The 16428-nt window shown below is 72.7% G+C and carries 21 protein-coding genes; 15 read left to right on the top strand and 6 right to left on the bottom strand.

From position 1 onward, the window contains the following. Nucleotides 1-4: 4 nt before the first annotated feature. Both ACIO9J_RS12935 and ACIO9J_RS12930 read left to right on the top strand, forming a co-directional pair. The gene (locus tag ACIO9J_RS12935; RefSeq protein WP_401996979.1) at nucleotides 5-1333 is read left to right on the top strand and encodes an NAD(P)/FAD-dependent oxidoreductase; all 1329 of its coding nucleotides are present in this window, start codon (nucleotides 5-7) and stop codon (nucleotides 1331-1333) included. Continuing rightward, nucleotides 1330-3180: a transketolase gene (locus ACIO9J_RS12930; RefSeq protein ID WP_401996977.1), complete on the top strand. Its 1851-nt coding sequence runs from the start codon at nucleotides 1330-1332 to the stop codon at nucleotides 3178-3180. Before ACIO9J_RS12935 ends, ACIO9J_RS12930 begins: the two co-directional genes overlap by 4 nt. A 6-nt stretch (nucleotides 3181-3186) precedes the next feature. Here ACIO9J_RS12930 and ACIO9J_RS12925 read toward each other — a convergent pair whose 3' ends face one another. Further along, nucleotides 3187-3750 (bottom strand): hypothetical protein, encoded by a 564-nt coding sequence (locus ACIO9J_RS12925; RefSeq protein WP_401996974.1) that lies wholly within the window; start codon nucleotides 3748-3750, stop codon nucleotides 3187-3189. Between the two features lie 326 nt (nucleotides 3751-4076). On the opposite strand from ACIO9J_RS12925, the gene ACIO9J_RS12920 reads away from it, so the two are divergent. The 10 genes from ACIO9J_RS12920 to ACIO9J_RS12875 all read left to right on the top strand — a co-directional run bounded on the left by ACIO9J_RS12920 (nucleotide 4077) and on the right by ACIO9J_RS12875 (nucleotide 9568). Then, entirely contained in the window at nucleotides 4077-4418 is a 342-nt protein-coding gene (locus ACIO9J_RS12920) for a gas vesicle protein (RefSeq protein ID WP_401996971.1), read from the top strand. 152 nt (nucleotides 4419-4570) lie between these two features. Continuing rightward, entirely contained in the window at nucleotides 4571-4999 is a 429-nt protein-coding gene (locus ACIO9J_RS12915; protein ID WP_401996968.1) for a gas vesicle structural protein GvpA, read from the top strand. After that, the gene (locus ACIO9J_RS12910; protein ID WP_401996965.1) at nucleotides 4996-5736 is read left to right on the top strand and encodes a GvpL/GvpF family gas vesicle protein; all 741 of its coding nucleotides are present in this window, start codon (nucleotides 4996-4998) and stop codon (nucleotides 5734-5736) included. The genes ACIO9J_RS12915 and ACIO9J_RS12910 overlap by 4 nt, the downstream gene beginning before the upstream one ends. Nucleotides 5737-5740: 4 nt before the next feature. Next, nucleotides 5741-5980, top strand: a complete 240-nt coding sequence (locus ACIO9J_RS12905) for a gas vesicle protein GvpG (RefSeq protein WP_401996962.1) — start codon at nucleotides 5741-5743, stop codon at nucleotides 5978-5980. 3 nt (nucleotides 5981-5983) lie between these two features. Next, nucleotides 5984-6727, top strand: coding sequence for a DNA primase (locus tag ACIO9J_RS12900; protein WP_401996959.1), 744 nt, complete (start codon nucleotides 5984-5986; stop codon nucleotides 6725-6727). Continuing rightward, the gene (locus ACIO9J_RS12895) at nucleotides 6720-7895 is read left to right on the top strand and encodes an SRPBCC family protein (protein WP_401996956.1); all 1176 of its coding nucleotides are present in this window, start codon (nucleotides 6720-6722) and stop codon (nucleotides 7893-7895) included. Before ACIO9J_RS12900 ends, ACIO9J_RS12895 begins: the two co-directional genes overlap by 8 nt. Continuing rightward, nucleotides 7892-8263, top strand: coding sequence for a gas vesicle protein (locus tag ACIO9J_RS12890; protein ID WP_401996953.1), 372 nt, complete (start codon nucleotides 7892-7894; stop codon nucleotides 8261-8263). The genes ACIO9J_RS12895 and ACIO9J_RS12890 overlap by 4 nt, the downstream gene beginning before the upstream one ends. Next, complete coding sequence (locus ACIO9J_RS12885; RefSeq protein ID WP_401996950.1) at nucleotides 8244-9092, top strand: GvpL/GvpF family gas vesicle protein; 849 nt, start codon at nucleotides 8244-8246, stop codon at nucleotides 9090-9092. The genes ACIO9J_RS12890 and ACIO9J_RS12885 overlap by 20 nt, the downstream gene beginning before the upstream one ends. Beyond that, nucleotides 9089-9277: a gas vesicle protein gene (locus ACIO9J_RS12880; RefSeq protein ID WP_401996947.1), complete on the top strand. Its 189-nt coding sequence runs from the start codon at nucleotides 9089-9091 to the stop codon at nucleotides 9275-9277. The genes ACIO9J_RS12885 and ACIO9J_RS12880 overlap by 4 nt, the downstream gene beginning before the upstream one ends. A gap of 27 nt (nucleotides 9278-9304) precedes the next feature. Then, nucleotides 9305-9568: a gas vesicle protein K gene (locus ACIO9J_RS12875; RefSeq protein WP_098247675.1), complete on the top strand. Its 264-nt coding sequence runs from the start codon at nucleotides 9305-9307 to the stop codon at nucleotides 9566-9568. A 38-nt stretch (nucleotides 9569-9606) separates the two neighbouring features. On the opposite strand, the gene ACIO9J_RS12870 is transcribed toward ACIO9J_RS12875, so the two are convergent. From ACIO9J_RS12870 to ACIO9J_RS12860, 3 genes are all read right to left on the bottom strand, one after another. Continuing rightward, entirely contained in the window at nucleotides 9607-9777 is a 171-nt protein-coding gene (locus ACIO9J_RS12870; RefSeq protein ID WP_401996945.1) for a hydrophobic protein, read from the bottom strand. Nucleotides 9778-9870: 93 nt separating this feature from the next. Continuing rightward, nucleotides 9871-10680, bottom strand: a complete 810-nt coding sequence (locus tag ACIO9J_RS12865) for a class I SAM-dependent methyltransferase (RefSeq protein WP_401996942.1) — start codon at nucleotides 10678-10680, stop codon at nucleotides 9871-9873. Between the two features lie 102 nt (nucleotides 10681-10782). Continuing rightward, entirely contained in the window at nucleotides 10783-12354 is a 1572-nt protein-coding gene (locus ACIO9J_RS12860; RefSeq protein ID WP_401996939.1) for a bifunctional phosphatase PAP2/diacylglycerol kinase family protein, read from the bottom strand. 138 nt (nucleotides 12355-12492) lie between these two features. Between ACIO9J_RS12860 and ACIO9J_RS12855 the strand changes: the two genes are divergently transcribed. The 3 genes from ACIO9J_RS12855 (at nucleotide 12493) to ACIO9J_RS12845 (ending at nucleotide 15143) form a co-directional block, all read left to right on the top strand. Further along, on the top strand, nucleotides 12493-14121 hold the full coding sequence (locus tag ACIO9J_RS12855; RefSeq protein WP_401996936.1) for an ABC-F family ATP-binding cassette domain-containing protein: 1629 nt from the start codon (nucleotides 12493-12495) through the stop codon (nucleotides 14119-14121). A gap of 132 nt (nucleotides 14122-14253) precedes the next feature. Further along, nucleotides 14254-14502 carry a DUF6158 family protein gene (locus ACIO9J_RS12850; RefSeq protein WP_401996933.1) on the top strand — a complete coding sequence of 83 codons (249 nt, stop codon included), beginning with the start codon at nucleotides 14254-14256 and terminating at the stop codon, nucleotides 14500-14502. Then, a complete protein-coding gene (locus ACIO9J_RS12845; protein ID WP_401996931.1) occupies nucleotides 14499-15143 on the top strand; it encodes a TIGR03086 family metal-binding protein in 645 nt (214 codons plus the stop codon). Before ACIO9J_RS12850 ends, ACIO9J_RS12845 begins: the two co-directional genes overlap by 4 nt. Nucleotides 15144-15183: 40 nt before the next feature. Here ACIO9J_RS12845 and ACIO9J_RS12840 read toward each other — a convergent pair whose 3' ends face one another. Both ACIO9J_RS12840 and ACIO9J_RS12835 read right to left on the bottom strand, forming a co-directional pair. Beyond that, a complete protein-coding gene (locus tag ACIO9J_RS12840; protein WP_401996929.1) occupies nucleotides 15184-15738 on the bottom strand; it encodes a type 1 glutamine amidotransferase domain-containing protein in 555 nt (184 codons plus the stop codon). Nucleotides 15739-15814: 76 nt separating this feature from the next. Next, on the bottom strand, nucleotides 15815-16255 hold the full coding sequence (locus ACIO9J_RS12835) for a CBS domain-containing protein (RefSeq protein ID WP_401996927.1): 441 nt from the start codon (nucleotides 16253-16255) through the stop codon (nucleotides 15815-15817). Nucleotides 16256-16428: the final 173 nt, after the last annotated feature.

Raw genomic sequence — 16428 nt, 5'->3', positions numbered from 1 at the left:
CACCGTGAGCCGATCCCGCATCGTCATCGTCGGAGCCGGTTTCGCCGGCTACCGCACCGCACGCACCCTGTCCCGGCTGACCCGCGGCAGGGCCGACATCACGCTGCTCAACCCGACCGACTACTTCCTCTACCTGCCGCTGCTGCCCCACGTCGCCGCCGGTGTCCTGGAGCCGCGCCGCGTCACCGTCTCGCTCACCGGCACGCTGCCGCGCGTACGCCTGGCGCTCGGCGAGGCCGACGGGATCGACCTGGAAGAGCGCACGGTGACGTACACCGACCCGGAGGGAACGCGCGGGAAACTGACGTACGACCGGCTCGTGCTCTGCGTGGGCAGCGTGAACAAGCTGCTGCCGGTGCCGGGCGTCGCCGAGCACGCGCACGGCTTCCGCGGCATGCCGGAGGCGCTGTACCTGCGCGACCACATCACCCGCCAGATGGAGCTCGCCGCCGCCGCGCGGGACGTGGAGACCTGCCGCGCCCGCTGCACGTTCGTGGTCGTCGGCGCGGGCTACACCGGCGTCGAACTCGCCGCGCACGGCAAGATGTTCACCGACGCGCTGGTCCGCAAGCGACCGCCGCGGCACGACATGCGCCCGCGCTGGCTGCTGCTCGACATCGCGGAACGCGTGCTCCCCGAACTCGACGTACGCCTGTCGGCCACCGCCGACCGCGTGCTGCGGCGGCGCGGCGTCGAGGTCCGCACCGGGACCTCCGTGAAGGAGGCCACGGCGGACGGAGTGCTCCTGGACGACGGGGAGTTCGTCGCCACCCGCACCCTCGCCTGGTGCGTCGGCGTGCGGCCCGACCCGCTCGTCGAGAGCCTGGAGCGGCCCCTTGAGCGGGGCAGGCTGCTCGTCGACCCGTACCTCAACGTGCCGGAGCATCCGGAGGTGTTCGCCTGCGGGGACGCCGCCGCGGTGCCCGATCTGCACAAGCCGGGGCAGTACACGCCGATGACCGCGCAGCACGCCTGGCGGCAGGGCGCCGCGGCGGGCCGCAACGTCGCCGCGTCGCTCGGCTTCGGCACCCGTGCCGCCTACCGCCACCGCGACCTGGGCTTCACCGTCGACCTCGGTGGTGTCCAGGCCGCCGCCAACCCGCTCGGCGTCCCGCTCGCGGGGCCGCTCGCCGGTGCCGTCACCCGCGGCTACCACCTGGCGGCGCTGCCGGGCAACCGGGTGCGGGTCGCCGCCGACTGGCTCCTGGACGCCGTACTCCCGCGCCAGGCCGTGCAGTTGGGCCTGGTCCGCTCGTGGACCGTGCCCCTGGACACCGGCTCGCCCGAGCTGCCCAAGGCGCCGAACCCGCGCACCAAGGAGGAACCCGCATGATCAGCAACAGTGAAATCGCCGACGTGGCACGTCAGTTGCGCGTCGACTCCGTACGAGCCGCGGCCGCCGCGGGCTCCGGGCACCCGACCTCTTCGATGTCCGCGGCCGATCTCCTCGCGGTGCTCATCGGCCGCCACCTCCACTACGACTTCGACCGGCCCGACCACCCCGGCAACGACCGTTTCATCCTCTCCAAGGGCCATGCGTCACCGCTGCTCTACGCCGCGTACAAGGCGGCAGGGGCGCTCACCGACGACGAACTCCTCACCTTCCGCGAGGAGGGCAGCAGGCTCCAGGGGCATCCGACGCCGCGGGCCCTGCCGTGGGTCGAGGTCGCCACCGGGTCGCTCGGGCAGGGGCTGCCCGTCGGCGTCGGCATGGCGCTGTCCGGCAAGCGGCTCGACCGGATCCCCTACCGCGTCTGGGTGCTGTGCGGCGACAGCGAGATGGCCGAGGGCTCCGTCTGGGAGGCGGCCGAGCACGCCGGGTACGAGAGCCTCGACAACCTCACCGCGATCGTCGACGTCAACCGGCTCGGCCAGCGCGGCCCGACCCGCCACGAATGGCGCCTGGACGCCTACGCCGACCGCTTCGCCGCCTCCGGCTGGCACGTCGTCGAGATCGACGGGCACGACATCGACGCCGTGGAACGGGCCTACAACGAGGCGGCGTCCACGGCCGGGCAGCCCACGGCGATCCTCGCCCGCACCGTCAAGGGCAAGGGCGTCGCGGCCGCCGAGGACCGCGAGGGCCTGCACGGCAAGCCGCTGCGCGACCCGGAGGCGGCGGTCCAGGAACTGGGCGGCGTGCGCGAGGTCCGCGTCCAGGTGCGCGGGCCCGCCGCCGCGCGCACGATGCACGCCGTGCGCAGCGGACACCTGGAACTGCCGCGCCACGAGGTGGGCGACGCCGTCGCCACCCGCACCGCCTACGGCCAGGCACTCGCCGCGCTCGGCACCGCACGCGGCGACGTCGTCGCACTCGACGGCGAGGTCAGCGACTCCACCAGGGCCGAGTACTTCGCCAAGGAACACCCCGACCGCTTCTTCGAGTGCTACATCGCCGAACAGCAACTCGTCGCGGCCGCCGTCGGGTTGGCGGCGCGCGGCTGGGTGCCGTACGCCTCGACGTTCGCGGCGTTCTTCAGCCGCGCCCACGATTTCGTCCGCATGGCGGCGGTCAGCGGCGCGGGCATCAACCTGGTCGGCTCGCACGCGGGCGTCGCCATCGGACAGGACGGCCCTTCCCAGATGGGCCTGGAGGACCTGGCGGCCTTCCGCGCCGTGCACGGCTCCACCGTCCTCTACCCGTGCGACGCCCACCAGACGGGGCGGCTCGTGGCGCAGCTCGCCGACCTCGAAGGCGTGCGCTATCTGCGCACGTCACGCGGCGACACCCCGGTCATCTACGGGCCGGGCGAGGAGTTCCCCGTCGGCGGCTCCAAGGTGCTGCGCGCCGGTGACTCGGACCGGCTCACCGTCGTCGCGGCGGGGGTGACCGTCCACGAGGCGCTCGCCGCCGCCGACGCGCTGGACGCCGAGGGCATCCAGGTCCGCGTCATCGACCTCTACTCGGTCAAGCCCGTCGACCGGCGGACCCTGCGCGAGGCGGCCGAGCGCACCGGCTGTCTGCTCACCGTCGAGGACCACAGGCCCGAGGGCGGCATCGGCGACGCGGTGCTCGACGCGTTCACCGACGGCAGCCCGGTGCCGCGCCTGGTGCGGCTCGCGGTGCGGTCGATGCCGGGCTCGGCCTCGCCCGCCGAGCAGCTGCGCGCGGCGGGCATCGACGCCGCGTCGATCGCGGCCGCGGCGCGGCTCCTCGTGGAGCAGGGCGTGGTGCGGTGAGCGCGGTCAGCGGCGCCGCGCCGCCCTGAACCAGGCGTTCGCCGCGGGCCGGAACATGAACGCCACCGCCGTCAGGACCGCCGCGAGATGCAGCACGCGGCTCGCGCCGAACAGCACGTCGAGGACGTCCAGATCGCGGAAGACATCGGCGAGCGCGTGCCCGTCGGCGAGCCACTGGACGGGGCCGATCACCAGGGACAACGTGCCCAGTACGCCGAGTCCGCCGGTCAGCGCCAGGCGCGCCCAGCCCGCCCCGCGGCGCATCCGCACCGCGACCAGCACGGCCGCCGAGAACACGGCCAGGCGCAGGGCCAGGCCGAACGCGATGCCGTCGGCGGACCCGTCGGCCGCGGCCCCGGCCACGGCGAGCACCGTCTCGAAGACGCCCGCGGCGACCGCGGTGAGCCAGAGCGCGAAGGCCGCTCTGACGGCGGTGGGGGCCGGTGGTTCCTCCGGACCGAGGAGCATGCGGGGCAGCAGCCGCGGCTCCTTGGTGTGCGGCAGCGGACGGGGGCGGGCGCCGGGCGCGGCGTGCGGGCGGTCCAGGTCGGCGTTCCGGTTCGGGTTCATGGCGGGCCTCACGATCGGGTCGCTGGTCGGTCGGACGGCATCGGGTCGCTGGTCCGGTCGGACAGCACCGATCCTTCCGGCCGCCGCGCTCCGGCACACGCCCGCCGTCCCCCCACTTCCGGTGGTGCCAACCACCCTCCCCACCAGGGTGAACACCACCGTGCGCACTGGTAGCCGTGCCGCAGGACCGGGCGCGGCCGGCCACCCCGCCGTACGCGCCCCCGGCCCGGCCCGCCGCGAGCCGCGCGCTACGCGACTGAGTGGCCGTCACCGGACCGACGAGGTTTGGCCAAGGCCCGGCGGGTCACCCGGACCCGGAGGTGGCCATGGCGAATACACCACGTAAACCCACAGACGCACGACGTGACGCGGAGCGTGACGGAGCGGAGCGCGAGCTGCCCGGCCCCATGGTGGTGCTGCGGTACGCACGCGATCAGCTCGCCGAACTCACCGGCATGGAGCCGGAGTCGGTGTCGTCCTTCGAACGCACCGACGAGGGCTGGGAGTTGGAGATCGAGGTGCTCGAACTGGCCCGGGTCCCCGACACGATGAGCCTGCTCGCGAGCTACGAGGTGAAGCTCGACCCGCGCGGCGAACTCACCGGCTACCGGCGGCTGCGCCGGTACGAACGGGGCCGCTCGGAACCGCGCGGCACCGGCCGCCAGTAAGCCGCTCCGGTCACACGTGTCGACGCCGTCGAAGTCCCGCACGGCGAAGCCCCATCCAGCGAGGCACCACGCAGCAAAGCACCACGCGGCGAAGCACCACCCAGCGAAACCCCATTCAGTGAAGTCCACCACGAGAAGGAGGACCGGTCGGCATGACCGTAGTCCCGGCACAGCAGTCCGGCGGCGGAGGCGGCAGTAGTGGCCTGTACGACGTCGTGGAGCTCATCCTCGACCGCGGGCTCGTCATCGACGCCTTCGTCCGCGTCTCCCTCGTCGGCATCGAGATCCTGAAGGTCGACATACGTGTCGTCGTCGCGAGCGTCGACACGTATCTGCGCTTCGCCGAGGCGTGCAACCGCCTGGACCTGGAGTCCGGGCCGCACAAGAGCCCCGGCCTGCCCGACCTGGTGGGTGAGATCACCGAGTCCGGCGCCCGCGGCAAGTCCAAGGGGGCGCTGTCCGGCGCGGCCGAGACCATCTCGGACGCCTTCAAGCAGGCCCGTGAGGAAGGCCAGGGCGAGGAACGCCCGCGCGCCCGGCGCTCCACCGCAGCCTCCCGCAGGAAGGAGGAGAAGGAGTGAGCACCTACATCTACGGCATCGCGGGCAGCTCGCACCCGGCGCTGCCCGACGGCATGGAGGGCATCGGCCGGCCGGCCTGTCTCGTACGCGTCCTCAAACACGGGGAGCTGGCCGCCATCGTCAGCGACGCCCCCGAGGACCTCAAGCCCAAGCGGCGCGACCTGCTCGCGCACCAGAACGTCCTGTCCGAGGCGGGCGCCGCGGGTGCCGTGCTCCCGATGCGCTTCGGCAGCCTCGCGCCGGACGACGAGGCGGTCGTCGCCGTCCTCGGGGAGCGCGCCGACCACTACGAGGAGCGTCTGAAGACCCTCGACGGCAAGGTCGAGTACAACGTGAAGGCCGCCCACGACGAACAGGCGGTGCTGCACCAGGTGCTCGCGGAGAACCCGGAGCTGCGCGCCATGGTGGAGGCCAACCAGCGCCAGGGCGGCGGCAATTACGAGCAGAAGCTGCAACTCGGCGAGATGATCACCAATGCCGTGCGGGCCCGCGAGGCGAGCGACGGCGTCGAGGTGCGGCGCGCCCTGGAACCGGCCGCCGAAGCGGTCGGCGTCGGCCCCGAGGGGACCGGCTGGCTGGCCAACCTCTCGTTCCTCGTGATCCGCAAGTCCGCCGACGGATTCCTCGCGGCGGTCGACGAACTCCGCTCCAGGGAACCGCACTTGGACCTGCGGGTGCACGGCCCGCTGCCCCCGTACAGCTTCGTCGACCCGGGGCCCGCGGAACCCGCGGGGTGACCCCATGGGACTGATCGGCGAACTGCTCCTGCTGCCCCTGGCCCCGGCCCGCGGCTCCCTCTGGGTGCTGAGACAAGTGGTCACCGAGGCGGAACGGCAGTACTACGACCCCTCGGCCATCCGACGCGAACTCTCCCTCCTCGAAGAACGCCTGGAGGCGGGCGAGATCGACGAGGCCGAGTTCGATCGGTGCGAGGACGAGCTCCTCGCCCGCCTGCAGCACAGGACAGGACAGGACTTCTAGGTGATGAACCGACTGGCAGTGGGCCTCGCCGTAGGCGCGGGGTATGTACTCGGACGTACGAAGAAGGCGAAGTTCGCGTTCGCCGTGGGGACGATGGTGGCGGGCAAGAGGCTCCATCTGAACCCCAAGGCGCTGGGCGCCCTGGTGACGCAACAGCTGCAGAACAACCCGCAGTTCAAGGAGATCGGCGACCAGCTGCGCGAGGATCTGCGGGGCGTGGGCAAGGCCGCGACGGGCTCGCTCGTCAATCGGCAGCTCGACGGCCTCGCCGACCGTCTGCACGACCGTACCCAGGGCGTCCAGGACCGGCTCTCCGGCGTCGTCCCCGAGGACGTCAAGGGCGGCGCGAAGGGCACGGCGAAGGGCGCCACCAAGGGCCGGATCGGCGGCCGCGACGAGCACGAAGAGCACGATGAACGGGACGAGCGCGACGAGCGCGACGAGGAAGCGGACGGCGACGAGAGCGGTACGGCGGAGCGGGACGAGGACGAGCGGTCCGGGCGTTCCCAGCGGCGCGGAAAGGCGCCGGCCAAGAAGACGGCCGCCAAGACCGCCGCGAAGTCCGTCCCCAGGTCCGCGCCGAAGGCGGCCGCGAAGAAGGCCCCGGCGAAGCGCACCCAGGGGACCAAGTCCGCCCAGGGGAACGGCAGGAAGAAGACCGCGGCGGCCGGCGGTGCCGCCCGCAGGACGGCTTCGTCGGCCCGCACGGGCGGCGGCCGGACGAAGGGAGACCGCGACCATGGCTGAGTCACCCCTGAGCAACATCGCGCGCGGCCCCGCCGTCGACCGCCTGAAGGACGAGGCGCAGGCCTACCTGATGGCCCAGGCGGAGCGCGCGCTCGTCGGCCTCGGCCACCGTCTTGGCGACGCCACCGGCAAGCTGAACGACATCGCGGACGGCACGAGCCCCGGCTTCGGCAAGCTCGCGCTCGACGCGGGCCGCAAGGTCGCCGAGGGCAAGGGTCCGGTGCGCAGCGCGCTCGAACTGGGCGGCAGCCACCTCAAGGACTCTGTGAAGGGTGCCTTCAAGAGCCTCGGCGGCAAGCGCAAGAAGGGCGGCGCGGGCCAGAAGCCGACGGTCATCATGGAGTTCATCGACGTCGGCGTGCCCCTCCGCGAGGCGTACGACCAGTGGACCCAGTACCAGGAGTTCTCCACCTTCGCCAAGGGCGTCAAGGGTGCCACCGTGGCGAGCGACACGGACTCGGACTGGAAGCTCAAGGTCTTCTGGTCCAACCGCAGTTGGAAGGCGCACACCACCGAGCAGGTGCCCGACCAGCGCATCACGTGGACCTCCGAGGGCGGCAAGGGCACGACGAAGGGCGTCGTCACCTTCCACCCGCTCGGCGAGAACCTCACCCGGGTGCTGCTCGTCATCGAGTACTACCCGAAGGGCCTCTTCGAGAAGACCGGCAACATCTGGCGCGCCCAGGGCCGTAGGGCCCGTCTCGACCTCAAGCACTTCGCCCGGCACATCTCGCTGCGCGGCGAGGCGAGCGACGGCTGGCGCGGCGAGATCCGCGACGGCGAGGTCGTCCGCAGCCACGAGGACGCGGTGGCGGAGGAAGAGAACGAGAACGAGAACGAGAACGACGCAGAGGCACGCGACGAAGAGGCACAGGACGAAGAGGCGTACGACGAGGACGGGGAGCTGGAGCCCGAAGACGAGCACGACGAGCACGACGAGGAGGGTGAACCCGAGGACGAGTACGAAGAGGAGTACGACGAGGACGAGCGGGAGGCCGAGCCCGAGGGCGAGTACGAGGACGAGGCCCGCGCGGAGGACGGCGACGAGGTCGACGCCGACGAGGAGGAGTACGCCGACGAGGCCGACGCGGAAGCCGACGCCGAAGAGGGCGAGCGGCGCGAGTACGCCGAGGCCGGCAGCGGCGGTGGGGGACGGGGCCGCCGATGACGGCGGCACCCGGACGGCTGCCCGACCCCTACGGACGCGACGGCGGCGGCGCCAACCTCGCCGACATCCTCGAACGCGTCCTGGACAAGGGCATCGTCATCGCCGGTGACATCAAGATCAACCTGCTCGACATCGAACTCCTCACCATCAAGCTCCGCCTCATCGTCGCCTCCATCGACAAGGCCAAGGAGATGGGCATCGACTGGTGGGAGGACGACCCGGCGCTCTCCTCGGGGGCGCGCCGCGCCGAACTCTCCCGGGAGAACGCCGAGTTGAAGCAGCGTCTGGCGGAGCTTGAGGAGCGGGGGGCCCTGGAGCCCGCCGATTCGTCGACCGAGAAGGAGCCACGTGCGCGACGCAAGCGATGACCTGCGATACGTCTACGCGGTGTGCCACCCGCCCGCCGCGCCCCTCGCCGCCGACCTCACCGGGGTCGGCGGCGTCCCGCCGCGCCAGCTCCGCCACGAGGGGCTGGTCGCGCTGGTCGGCCCCGTGCCGGAGCGGGACTTCGCCGCGGAGCCGCTGCGCGCGCACCTGGAGGACCTGGACTGGCTCGCCGAGACGGCCCGCGCCCACCAGCGCGTGATCGCGGCGCTCACCACCGTCACCTGCCCGCTGCCGCTGCGGCTCGCGACCGTCTTCCGGGACGACAGCGGCGTCCGCGCCATGCTCCAGGACGGTGCGGAGCGCTTCGAGCGCGTGCTGGCGCGGATCGACGGACGCGTCGAGTGGGGGGTGAAGGTCCATCTGGACGGCGAGGCGGCGGCGGGGGACGCCCCGCGGGCCGCGCCACAGCCGGACAAGCCCCGTTCCGGGCGCGACTATCTGCGCCAGCGGCGCAGTCAGCGTACGGCGCGGGAGGAGAGCTGGGAGCGGGCCGAGGGGTTCGCGCAGCGGCTGCACGACACCCTTTCGCTGCGCTCGGACGACGCGCGGCTGCACGCCCCGCAGGACGCCGCGCTGTCCCGGGCGCCGGGCAGGAACATCCTCAATGCCGCCTATCTGGTGCCCCGTTCGCAGTCGGAGGAGTTCGTCGAGCTCGTGGACCGCACGAAGGACGAGGAGCGGGAGGCGACGGGTCTGCGCGTGGAGCTCACGGGTCCCTGGGCGGCCTACTCCTTCACCGGCGACGACACGGATGCCGACGGTACGGAACACGGAGACGCGGCCCCCGACGGTAGGGAGTCCGCGTCATGACCGTCGTGGAGCGCCGTGAAGTCGCCCTGGTCGACCTGCTCGACCGGCTGCTCGCCGGCGGGGTCGTCATCGCGGGGGACATCACCCTGCGGATCGCGGACGTCGACCTGGTCCGCGTCGACCTCAACGCCCTGATCAGCTCGGTGAACGAACAAGTCCCCTCACCCTGGCCGGAGATGGAGTGAACCGTGGCCGCCGATCGCCGCAACCGCATGGACCTCGACCCCGACACCGTGGAGCGGGACCTCGTCAAACTGGTCCTGACCGTCGTCGAACTCCTCCGTCAGCTGATGGAGCGGCAGGCCGTGCGCCGCTTCGACACCGGTGATCTGACGGAGGACCAGGAGGAGCGGATCGGCCTCACGCTGATGCTCCTGGAGGACCGGATGGCCGAACTCCGGGACCGGTACGGGCTGCGGCCCGAGGACCTGAATCTGGACCTCGGGCCGCTTGGCCCCCTGCTTCCCAGGGACTGACGGGGGCTATGCCCCGACGGTCACCGGTCGGGGGGCGGTCACCACCTGTACCAACGGGACCTCGAACCCGAGGCCGTCGTGCTGCGCATCAGGAAGCCGAGCAGCCAGATGACGAGCACGGCAATGGCGATCCACCAGAGAACCTTCACGGCGAATCCCGCTCCGAAGAGGAGAAGGGCCAGCAGAAGGACCAGCAGAATGGGAACCATAGTGTCTACCTCCTGGCGACCGAGTGTCCCCAAACGGCAGTTCTACGCGTCCTGTCGAAGGGTGACACCGCCCTCGAAGGGCGGCACGCTCCGCTACTTCCGGCAGAGGACCTCGCCGTGCAGTACCGCGAACCAGGCGTCCTCCTGCTCGCCCCACTCCCGCCAGGCGTCGGAGACCGTTCGCAGCAGGGCCGCGTCGGCGTGACCACCCTCGACCGCGCGCTCGGCGTAGGCAGAGGCCACGGTGCGGTCGGCCCACAGGCCGCTCCACCAGGCGCGCTCCTCCTCGGTGGCGTAGCACCAGGTGGCCGCGGTCGCCGTGATGTCCGTGAAACCGGCCTCCAGGGCCCAGGACTTGAGACGGCGTCCCGCGTCGGGCTCGCCGCCGTTCGCACGGGCCACGCGCCGGTAGAGGTCCAGCCAGTCGTCCATGGCGGGGGTGTTGGGGTACCAGGTCATCGCCGCGTAGTCCGAGTCGCGCACCGCGACGATGCCGCCCGGCTCGCAGACCCGCCGCATCTCGCGCAGCGCCCGCACCGGATCGCCCACGTGCTGGAGCACCTGATGGGCGTGGACCACGCAGAAGCTGTCGTCGGGGTAGTCCAGGTCGTGCACGTCGGCGACCGCGAACTCGACGTTGTCCAGGCCGCGTTCGGCGGCCGTGGCGCGCGCCTGGTCCAGGATGCCCGGCGCGTGGTCCACGCCCGTGACGTGCCCGTCGGGGACCAGCGCGGCCAGGTCGGCGGTGATGGTGCCGGGACCGCAGCCGATGTCGAGGACTCGCATGTGCGGCTTGAGCGAACCGATCAGATAGGCGGCCGAGTTGGCGGCGGTGCGCCAGGTGTGTGAGCGCAGCACGGACTCGTGGTGTCCGTGCGTGTAGACGGCGGTCTCCTTCGGCATGGCGGCAGCTCCTTCGTGTACGGGTGTCAGGAACCGTACGCCGCCATGCCGAATAATGAGACCCGCGTATCAGTATGTGGTCACTGTGTGGTCATCGAATGGTCACCGCACGGGCGAGAGCGGCCGGTAGACGGTCAGCGCCTCCGGCAGCTTGTCCAGGAGCAGCGAACCGTGGACGTGCCGCACCTCGCCGTCGTACGCCACCGCCGTACCGGGACCGAGGCCGTCCACCCGCAGCCGGGGCAGCCGCGCGGCCGCCTGGGCGGGGGAGCGGACCTCGGGTCCGGTGACGGCGGCCGCGAGCAGCCGCGCGCCAGGCCTGCGCCCGCCGTGCACGATCCGCACGTCGAGCAGCCCGTCCGCCAGGTCGAGCCTGCGGCCCGGCGTGAGACCGGGCCTGTGGTAGGTGCAGTTGCCCGCGAAGAGCAGCCACAACGCCCGCTCCTTGCCCCGGAACTGGGCCACCATCGGCCGTTCGTCGGAGCGCAGCACCTTCAGCGCCGCGAGCACGGAGGCGGGCTTGCCGCCGACCCGCGGCGACCAGTGCTCGCGCAGCCGCACCAGCTCCGGGTACACGCCGAGGCTGAACGTATTGAGGAAGTACCCCTCCACCGCGGCCCGCTCGGGATCCTCGTCCGACCCCGCGGCGCCGGCGCCCGCCCCGTCCACGCCGCTGCTCCTGAAGCGGCCCACGTCGACGGCGACCGCCTCGCCCGCCTCCACCGCGCCCGAAAGATCGCGGGCGTCCTCGACCCCCAGGTCGTACGCGAAGTGGTTGAGCGTGCCGCCGGGCAGCACCGCGAGCGGTATCCCGTGCTGGAGGGCGACCGTCGCCGCGGCGTTGACCGTGCCGTCGCCGCCGCACACGCCGAGGACCCGCGCGCGGGCCGCGGCCTTGTCCAGCTCGGCGACCAGATCGTCCGGTTCGGCGACGACGACCTCCGCCTCGGGCAGCGCGGAGTGCAGCGCCTTGACGCGGTCCGCGGTGCCCGCCCCCGCATTGGCGACCAGGACGAGACCCGCGCCGCCGGGCAGCGCGGGAGCCGCCACCCGGGGACGTCCCGGCGGCGCGAGCTGCGCCCGGGTCGGCACCAGACCGCGCACCGCGAACGCCGCGCCCGCGCCGAGCGCACCGCCCACCAGGACGTCGCTCGGGAAGTGCGCCCCGGTGTAGACACGGGACGCCGCGACGGCGGCGGCGAGCGGCGCGACGGCCGCGCCCCAGGCCCGCGATTCGAGCGCCACACCCGTCGCGAAGGCGACGGCGGACGCCGCGTGGCCCGAAGGGAACGACGTGGTGACCGGCTGCCGTTTGAGTTGCCGGATCAGCGGCACCGCGTCGAGCAGCGGCCGGGGGCGGCGCACCGAGCGTTTGCCCAGCGTGTTGATGGTCGCCGAGGCGAGGGCGAGGGAGGCGATGCCGCGCAGCGCGGCGCGCCGGGCCCGGGGGGTGCGGGTCGCGGTGATGCCCGCGGCCGCCGCGACCCACAGCGCGCCGTGGTTGGCGCTGCGGCTCAGCCGGGGCAGCACGCGGTCGCCGCCCGGCCAGTGCCGTACGGCCACCGCCTCGAAGACCTTGCGGTCGAGCCCGACCAGGCGGGACTTGAACGGGCGGTGTCCGGCGGCGGCGATGGACAGGTCGATGTCGGAGACGTCCGAGGAGTCAGGGCGCATGGACCCTCGCGTACCCCGAGCGTCGCGATTCAGGCCATCGGCGCCGGGAACCGCAGGTGGGAGGTGCGGCGGCGCGGACCGGGCCCCCGGCGGGAAACGGTTTGCCCGCGGGGCGTCCCGACCCGGACAATCACCGCCATGGGACATCTGGAAGCCGCGCACATCGAGTACTACTTGCCGGACGGGCGGGCGCTGCTCGGTGACGTCTCCTTCCGGGTCGGCGAGGGCGCGGTCGTCGCCCTGGTCGGGGCGAACGGCGCGGGCAAGACCACCCTGCTCCGGCTGATCTCCGGCGAACTCCAGCCGCACGGCGGCAGCGTCACGGTCACCGGCGGGCTCGGCGTGATGCCGCAGTTCGTCGGCTCGGTGCGCGACGAGACCACCGTGCGCGACCTGCTCGTCTCCGTCGCCACGCCGCGCATCCGCGAGGCCGCCAAGGCCGTGGACGCCGCCGAGCACAAGATCATGACGGTCGACGACGAGGCCGCCCAGCTCCAGTACGCCCAGGCGCTCTCCGACTGGGCGGAGGTCCAGGGCTACGAGGCGGAGACGCTGTGGGACATCTGCACCACGGCCGCGCTCGGCGTCCCCTACGACAAGGCGCAGTTCCGCGAGGTCCGCACGCTCTCCGGCGGTGAGCAGAAGCGGCTCGTCCTGGAGTCGCTGCTGCGCGGCTCCGACGAGGTCCTCCTGCTCGACGAGCCGGACAACTACCTGGACGTACCCGGCAAGCGCTGGCTGGAGGAGCGGCTCAAGGAGACCCGCAAGACCGTCCTGTTCGTCTCCCACGACCGGGAGCTGCTGGCCCGCGCCGCCGAGAAGATCGTCAGCGTCGAGCAGAGTCCGGGCGGCGCCGACGCCTGGGTGCACGGCGGCGGCTTCGAGACGTTCCACGAGGCCCGCAAGGAGCGCTTCGCGCGCTTCGAGGAGCTGCGCAGGCGCTGGGACGAGAAGCACGAGCAGCTGAAGAAGCTGGTCCGCAACCTGCGCCAGGCCGCCGAGATCAGCCACGAGCTCTCCTCGCGGTACCAGGCGGCCCAGACCAGGCTGCGCAAGTTCGAGGAGGCGGGACCGCCGCCCGAGCCGCCGCGCGAGCAGGACATCACCATGCGCCTCCAGGGCGGCCGCACCGGTGTGCGCGCCGTGACCTGCGAGGGCCTGGAGCTCACCGGGCTGATGCAACCCTTCGACCTGGAGGTCTTCTACGGCGAGCGGGTCGCCGTCCTCGGCTCGAACGGCTCGGGCAAGTCGCACTTCCTGCGGCTGCTCGCCGACGACCCCGACCACCCGGTGAAGCACACCGGGGCCTGGAAGCTCGGCGCGCGCGTCGTGGCGGGCCACTTCGCGCAGACCCACGCCCACCCCGAGCTGCTCGGCCGCCCGCTCCTGGACATCCTGTGGCGCGAGCACGCCCAGGACCGCGGCGCCGCCATGTCACGCCTGCGGCGGTACGAGCTGACGGCCCAGGCCGAGCAGAACTTCGAGCGGCTCTCCGGCGGCCAGCAGGCCCGCTTCCAGATCCTCCTGCTCGAACTGGAGGGCTGCACGGCGCTGCTCCTGGACGAGCCGACCGACAACCTCGACCTGGAGTCCGCAGAGGCCCTCCAGGAAGGCCTCGAAGCCTTCCAGGGCACGGTCCTCGCCGTCACCCACGACCGCTGGTTCGCCCGCTCCTTCGACCGGTACCTGGTCTTCGGCAGCGACGGCAAGGTCAGGGAGACCCAGGAGCCGGTGTGGGACGAGCGGCGGGTGGAGCGCGCGCGGTAGCCAGGGGGCGCGCTAGCCCGGGGGCGCCCCGACCACGCGCGGTGCATCCTGGGTAGGGAGGCCCGAACGGGTACCCGGGGCAGGGAGCGACGTGCCGGAGCGGCCGGAGCGATCGAGGAGGCGGAGCGTTCGATGGACGGAGTCGACCCGGGCCGGCTGGACGACCAGCAGCTCATCAAGGAGCTGGAGACGATCCACCGCACCCGCCACACCACCCTGCTGCACGGTTCGGACGACGCCCTGCGGGTGCACGGCGACCGCATGGCGCTCCTGGAGGGCGAGTATCTGCGCCGCCACCCGCGCAGGTCGGTCGCCGCGGGGCGGACCCGGGCGGGCGCGCGGGAGCGGGAGAAGCAGGAGAAGGGGAACGGCGACTCATGACGGACGACCAGCGGCACGACACGAGCGGCGCGGACGGCACGAGCGGTACTGGTGGGCCGGGCGGCGCGGCCGATCCCGCGCTGCTCGACCGGCACGCGCAGGCCCTCGGCCTGTTCACCGACCGGGTGCACGCCGTCCGCGCCGACCAGTGGGACGCGCCGACGCCCTGCACGGAGTGGACCGTGCGGGACCTCGTCGCCCACCTCACCGGCGAACAGCTGTGGGTGCCCCCGCTCGTCCGCGACGGCGCCACCACCGCGTCGGTCGGGGACGCCTTCGACGGCGACGTGCTCGGCTCCGACCCCGTCGCCTCCTGGGACACCGCGGCCGCCGCGTCCCGCGCGGCGTTCCGCGCTCCGGGCGCCCTGGACCGCACCGTCCACCTCTCCTTCGGCGCCACCTCCGCCGCCTTCTACTGCGGGCAGATGACCACCGACCTCGTGGTGCACGCCTGGGACCTGTCCAGGGCGATCGGCGCCGACGAGTCGCTGCCGGCCGCGCTCGTCGACTTCTCCGTACGCGAAGTCGAGCCGTACGCCGCCGAGTTGGCCGGCAGCGGTCTCTTCGTCGCCGCGGTCGAGCCGCCGTCGGACGCCGACGCGCAGACGAGACTGCTCGCTCTCCTCGGCCGCAGGGCGTGATGCCGGCCGCCGGGTGCGAAGCGCTCCCGGCGGCCGGCGATCAGCGCGGGAAGCGGTTCGTCACCTTGGTGAACTCCGCGAGCAGCGCGTCGCGGAACGCCTTGAGGTCGTCCGGCTTCCGGCTGGTGATCAGCGTGTTGGGGCCGTCGGCGCAGACGTGCACCGGCTCGTCGACCCAGCTGCCGCCCGCGTTGCGGATGTCGGTGCGCAGGCTCGGCCACGAGGTCAGCGTCCTGCCGCGCAGGACGTCCGCCTCGACGAGCGTCCACGGCGCGTGACAGATCGCCGCCACCGGCAGACCCAGCGCGAAGAACTCCTTCACGAACCCCACGGCCTGCCGGTCCGTGCGCAGGAGGTCCGGGTTGGCGACGCCGCCGGGCAGGACGAGACCGTCGAACGCCTCGGCGCCGACGTCGCCCACGACCTGGTGCACGCGGAAGGTGTCCGCCTTGTCGAGGTGGTGGAACGCCCGCACCTGGCCGGGCTCCGTCGACACCAGGACGGCCTCGCCGCCCGCGTCCGTCACGGCCTGCCAGGGATCGGTCAGTTCGACCTGCTCGACGCCCTCGGGCGCCACGAGAAATGCGATGCGCATGGGAGGGTTCAACGTCCTTTCTCTGCACGTGATCCGTGTACGTGACGGCTGTAGGTGATCCGTACGCGAGCCGCGGTCAGGCCCCGGCGATTCCCGGCCAGCCGTCGGGATCCGCGCCGCTGATGTCGGCGAGCGCGGACGACGGATCCTGGGTCAGCGCCAGATCGCCGAGGCTGATCATGCCCACCGGGCGGCCGTCCTCGACGACCGGCAGCCTGCGGACCGCGTGGTCGCGCATCAGGCCGACGGCGGCGGACACCGCGTCGTCGGGCGTCACCACCACCGGGTTGGGCGTGCAGATCGCCTGCGCGCTGACCGTCAGCGGATCGGCGCCGTCGGCCACGGCGCGCAGCGTGATGTCCCGGTCGGTGAGCACACCGAGCACCCGGCCGTCGGTGGCGACGAGCACGTCGCCGATGTCCTGGGCGCGCATGAGCTGTGCGGCTTCGACGAGGGAGGCGTCGGGACGCACCGCCACGACGCCGGTCGTCATGACGTCCCTTACGAAATCTGCCATCGTTCCGGCCCTTCCCGCGTACGTCTGTCGTTCCTGAGTGCGTCTAGGTCCTGAGCGTCTTGAGTGTCACCCTGGCCGGGTTCCCCTGTGGCACAGGGCTATGCGTCCTGGCCCGCCGTCACGCGGAAGGTTCGTCCCGACGCGCGTTTGTCCCGCCAGGCGGGGGAGACCCG

Origin of the sequence: Streptomyces sp. NPDC087300 (genome assembly GCF_044744425.1) — a bacterium.
In the GTDB taxonomy this organism is placed as follows: Bacteria; Actinomycetota; Actinomycetes; order Streptomycetales; family Streptomycetaceae; genus Streptomyces.
The sequence above is the reverse complement of the archived record's forward strand: the minus strand, read 5'-3'. Positions and strand labels throughout refer to the sequence as shown.

Bases quoted from the DNA above. Each gene is read 5' to 3' on its own strand.
- ACIO9J_RS12930 (WP_401996977.1), top strand. From the start codon at position 1,330: ATGATCAGCAACAGTGAAATCGCCGACGTGGCACGTCAGTTGCGCGTC.
- ACIO9J_RS12925 (WP_401996974.1), bottom strand. From the start codon at position 3,750: ATGAACCCGAACCGGAACGCCGACCTGGACCGCCCGCACGCCGCGCCC.
- ACIO9J_RS12920 (WP_401996971.1), top strand. From the start codon at position 4,077: ATGGCGAATACACCACGTAAACCCACAGACGCACGACGTGACGCGGAG.
- ACIO9J_RS12915 (WP_401996968.1), top strand. From the start codon at position 4,571: ATGACCGTAGTCCCGGCACAGCAGTCCGGCGGCGGAGGCGGCAGTAGT.
- ACIO9J_RS12905 (WP_401996962.1), top strand. From the start codon at position 5,741: ATGGGACTGATCGGCGAACTGCTCCTGCTGCCCCTGGCCCCGGCCCGC.
- ACIO9J_RS12900 (WP_401996959.1), top strand. From the start codon at position 5,984: ATGAACCGACTGGCAGTGGGCCTCGCCGTAGGCGCGGGGTATGTACTC.
- ACIO9J_RS12895 (WP_401996956.1), top strand. From the start codon at position 6,720: ATGGCTGAGTCACCCCTGAGCAACATCGCGCGCGGCCCCGCCGTCGAC.
- ACIO9J_RS12890 (WP_401996953.1), top strand. From the start codon at position 7,892: ATGACGGCGGCACCCGGACGGCTGCCCGACCCCTACGGACGCGACGGC.
- ACIO9J_RS12880 (WP_401996947.1), top strand. From the start codon at position 9,089: ATGACCGTCGTGGAGCGCCGTGAAGTCGCCCTGGTCGACCTGCTCGAC.
- ACIO9J_RS12875 (WP_098247675.1), top strand. From the start codon at position 9,305: ATGGACCTCGACCCCGACACCGTGGAGCGGGACCTCGTCAAACTGGTC.
- ACIO9J_RS12870 (WP_401996945.1), bottom strand. From the start codon at position 9,777: ATGGTTCCCATTCTGCTGGTCCTTCTGCTGGCCCTTCTCCTCTTCGGA.
- ACIO9J_RS12865 (WP_401996942.1), bottom strand. From the start codon at position 10,680: ATGCCGAAGGAGACCGCCGTCTACACGCACGGACACCACGAGTCCGTG.
- ACIO9J_RS12860 (WP_401996939.1), bottom strand. From the start codon at position 12,354: ATGCGCCCTGACTCCTCGGACGTCTCCGACATCGACCTGTCCATCGCC.
- ACIO9J_RS12855 (WP_401996936.1), top strand. From the start codon at position 12,493: ATGGGACATCTGGAAGCCGCGCACATCGAGTACTACTTGCCGGACGGG.
- ACIO9J_RS12850 (WP_401996933.1), top strand. From the start codon at position 14,254: ATGGACGGAGTCGACCCGGGCCGGCTGGACGACCAGCAGCTCATCAAG.
- ACIO9J_RS12845 (WP_401996931.1), top strand. From the start codon at position 14,499: ATGACGGACGACCAGCGGCACGACACGAGCGGCGCGGACGGCACGAGC.
- ACIO9J_RS12840 (WP_401996929.1), bottom strand. From the start codon at position 15,738: ATGCGCATCGCATTTCTCGTGGCGCCCGAGGGCGTCGAGCAGGTCGAA.
- ACIO9J_RS12835 (WP_401996927.1), bottom strand. From the start codon at position 16,255: ATGGCAGATTTCGTAAGGGACGTCATGACGACCGGCGTCGTGGCGGTG.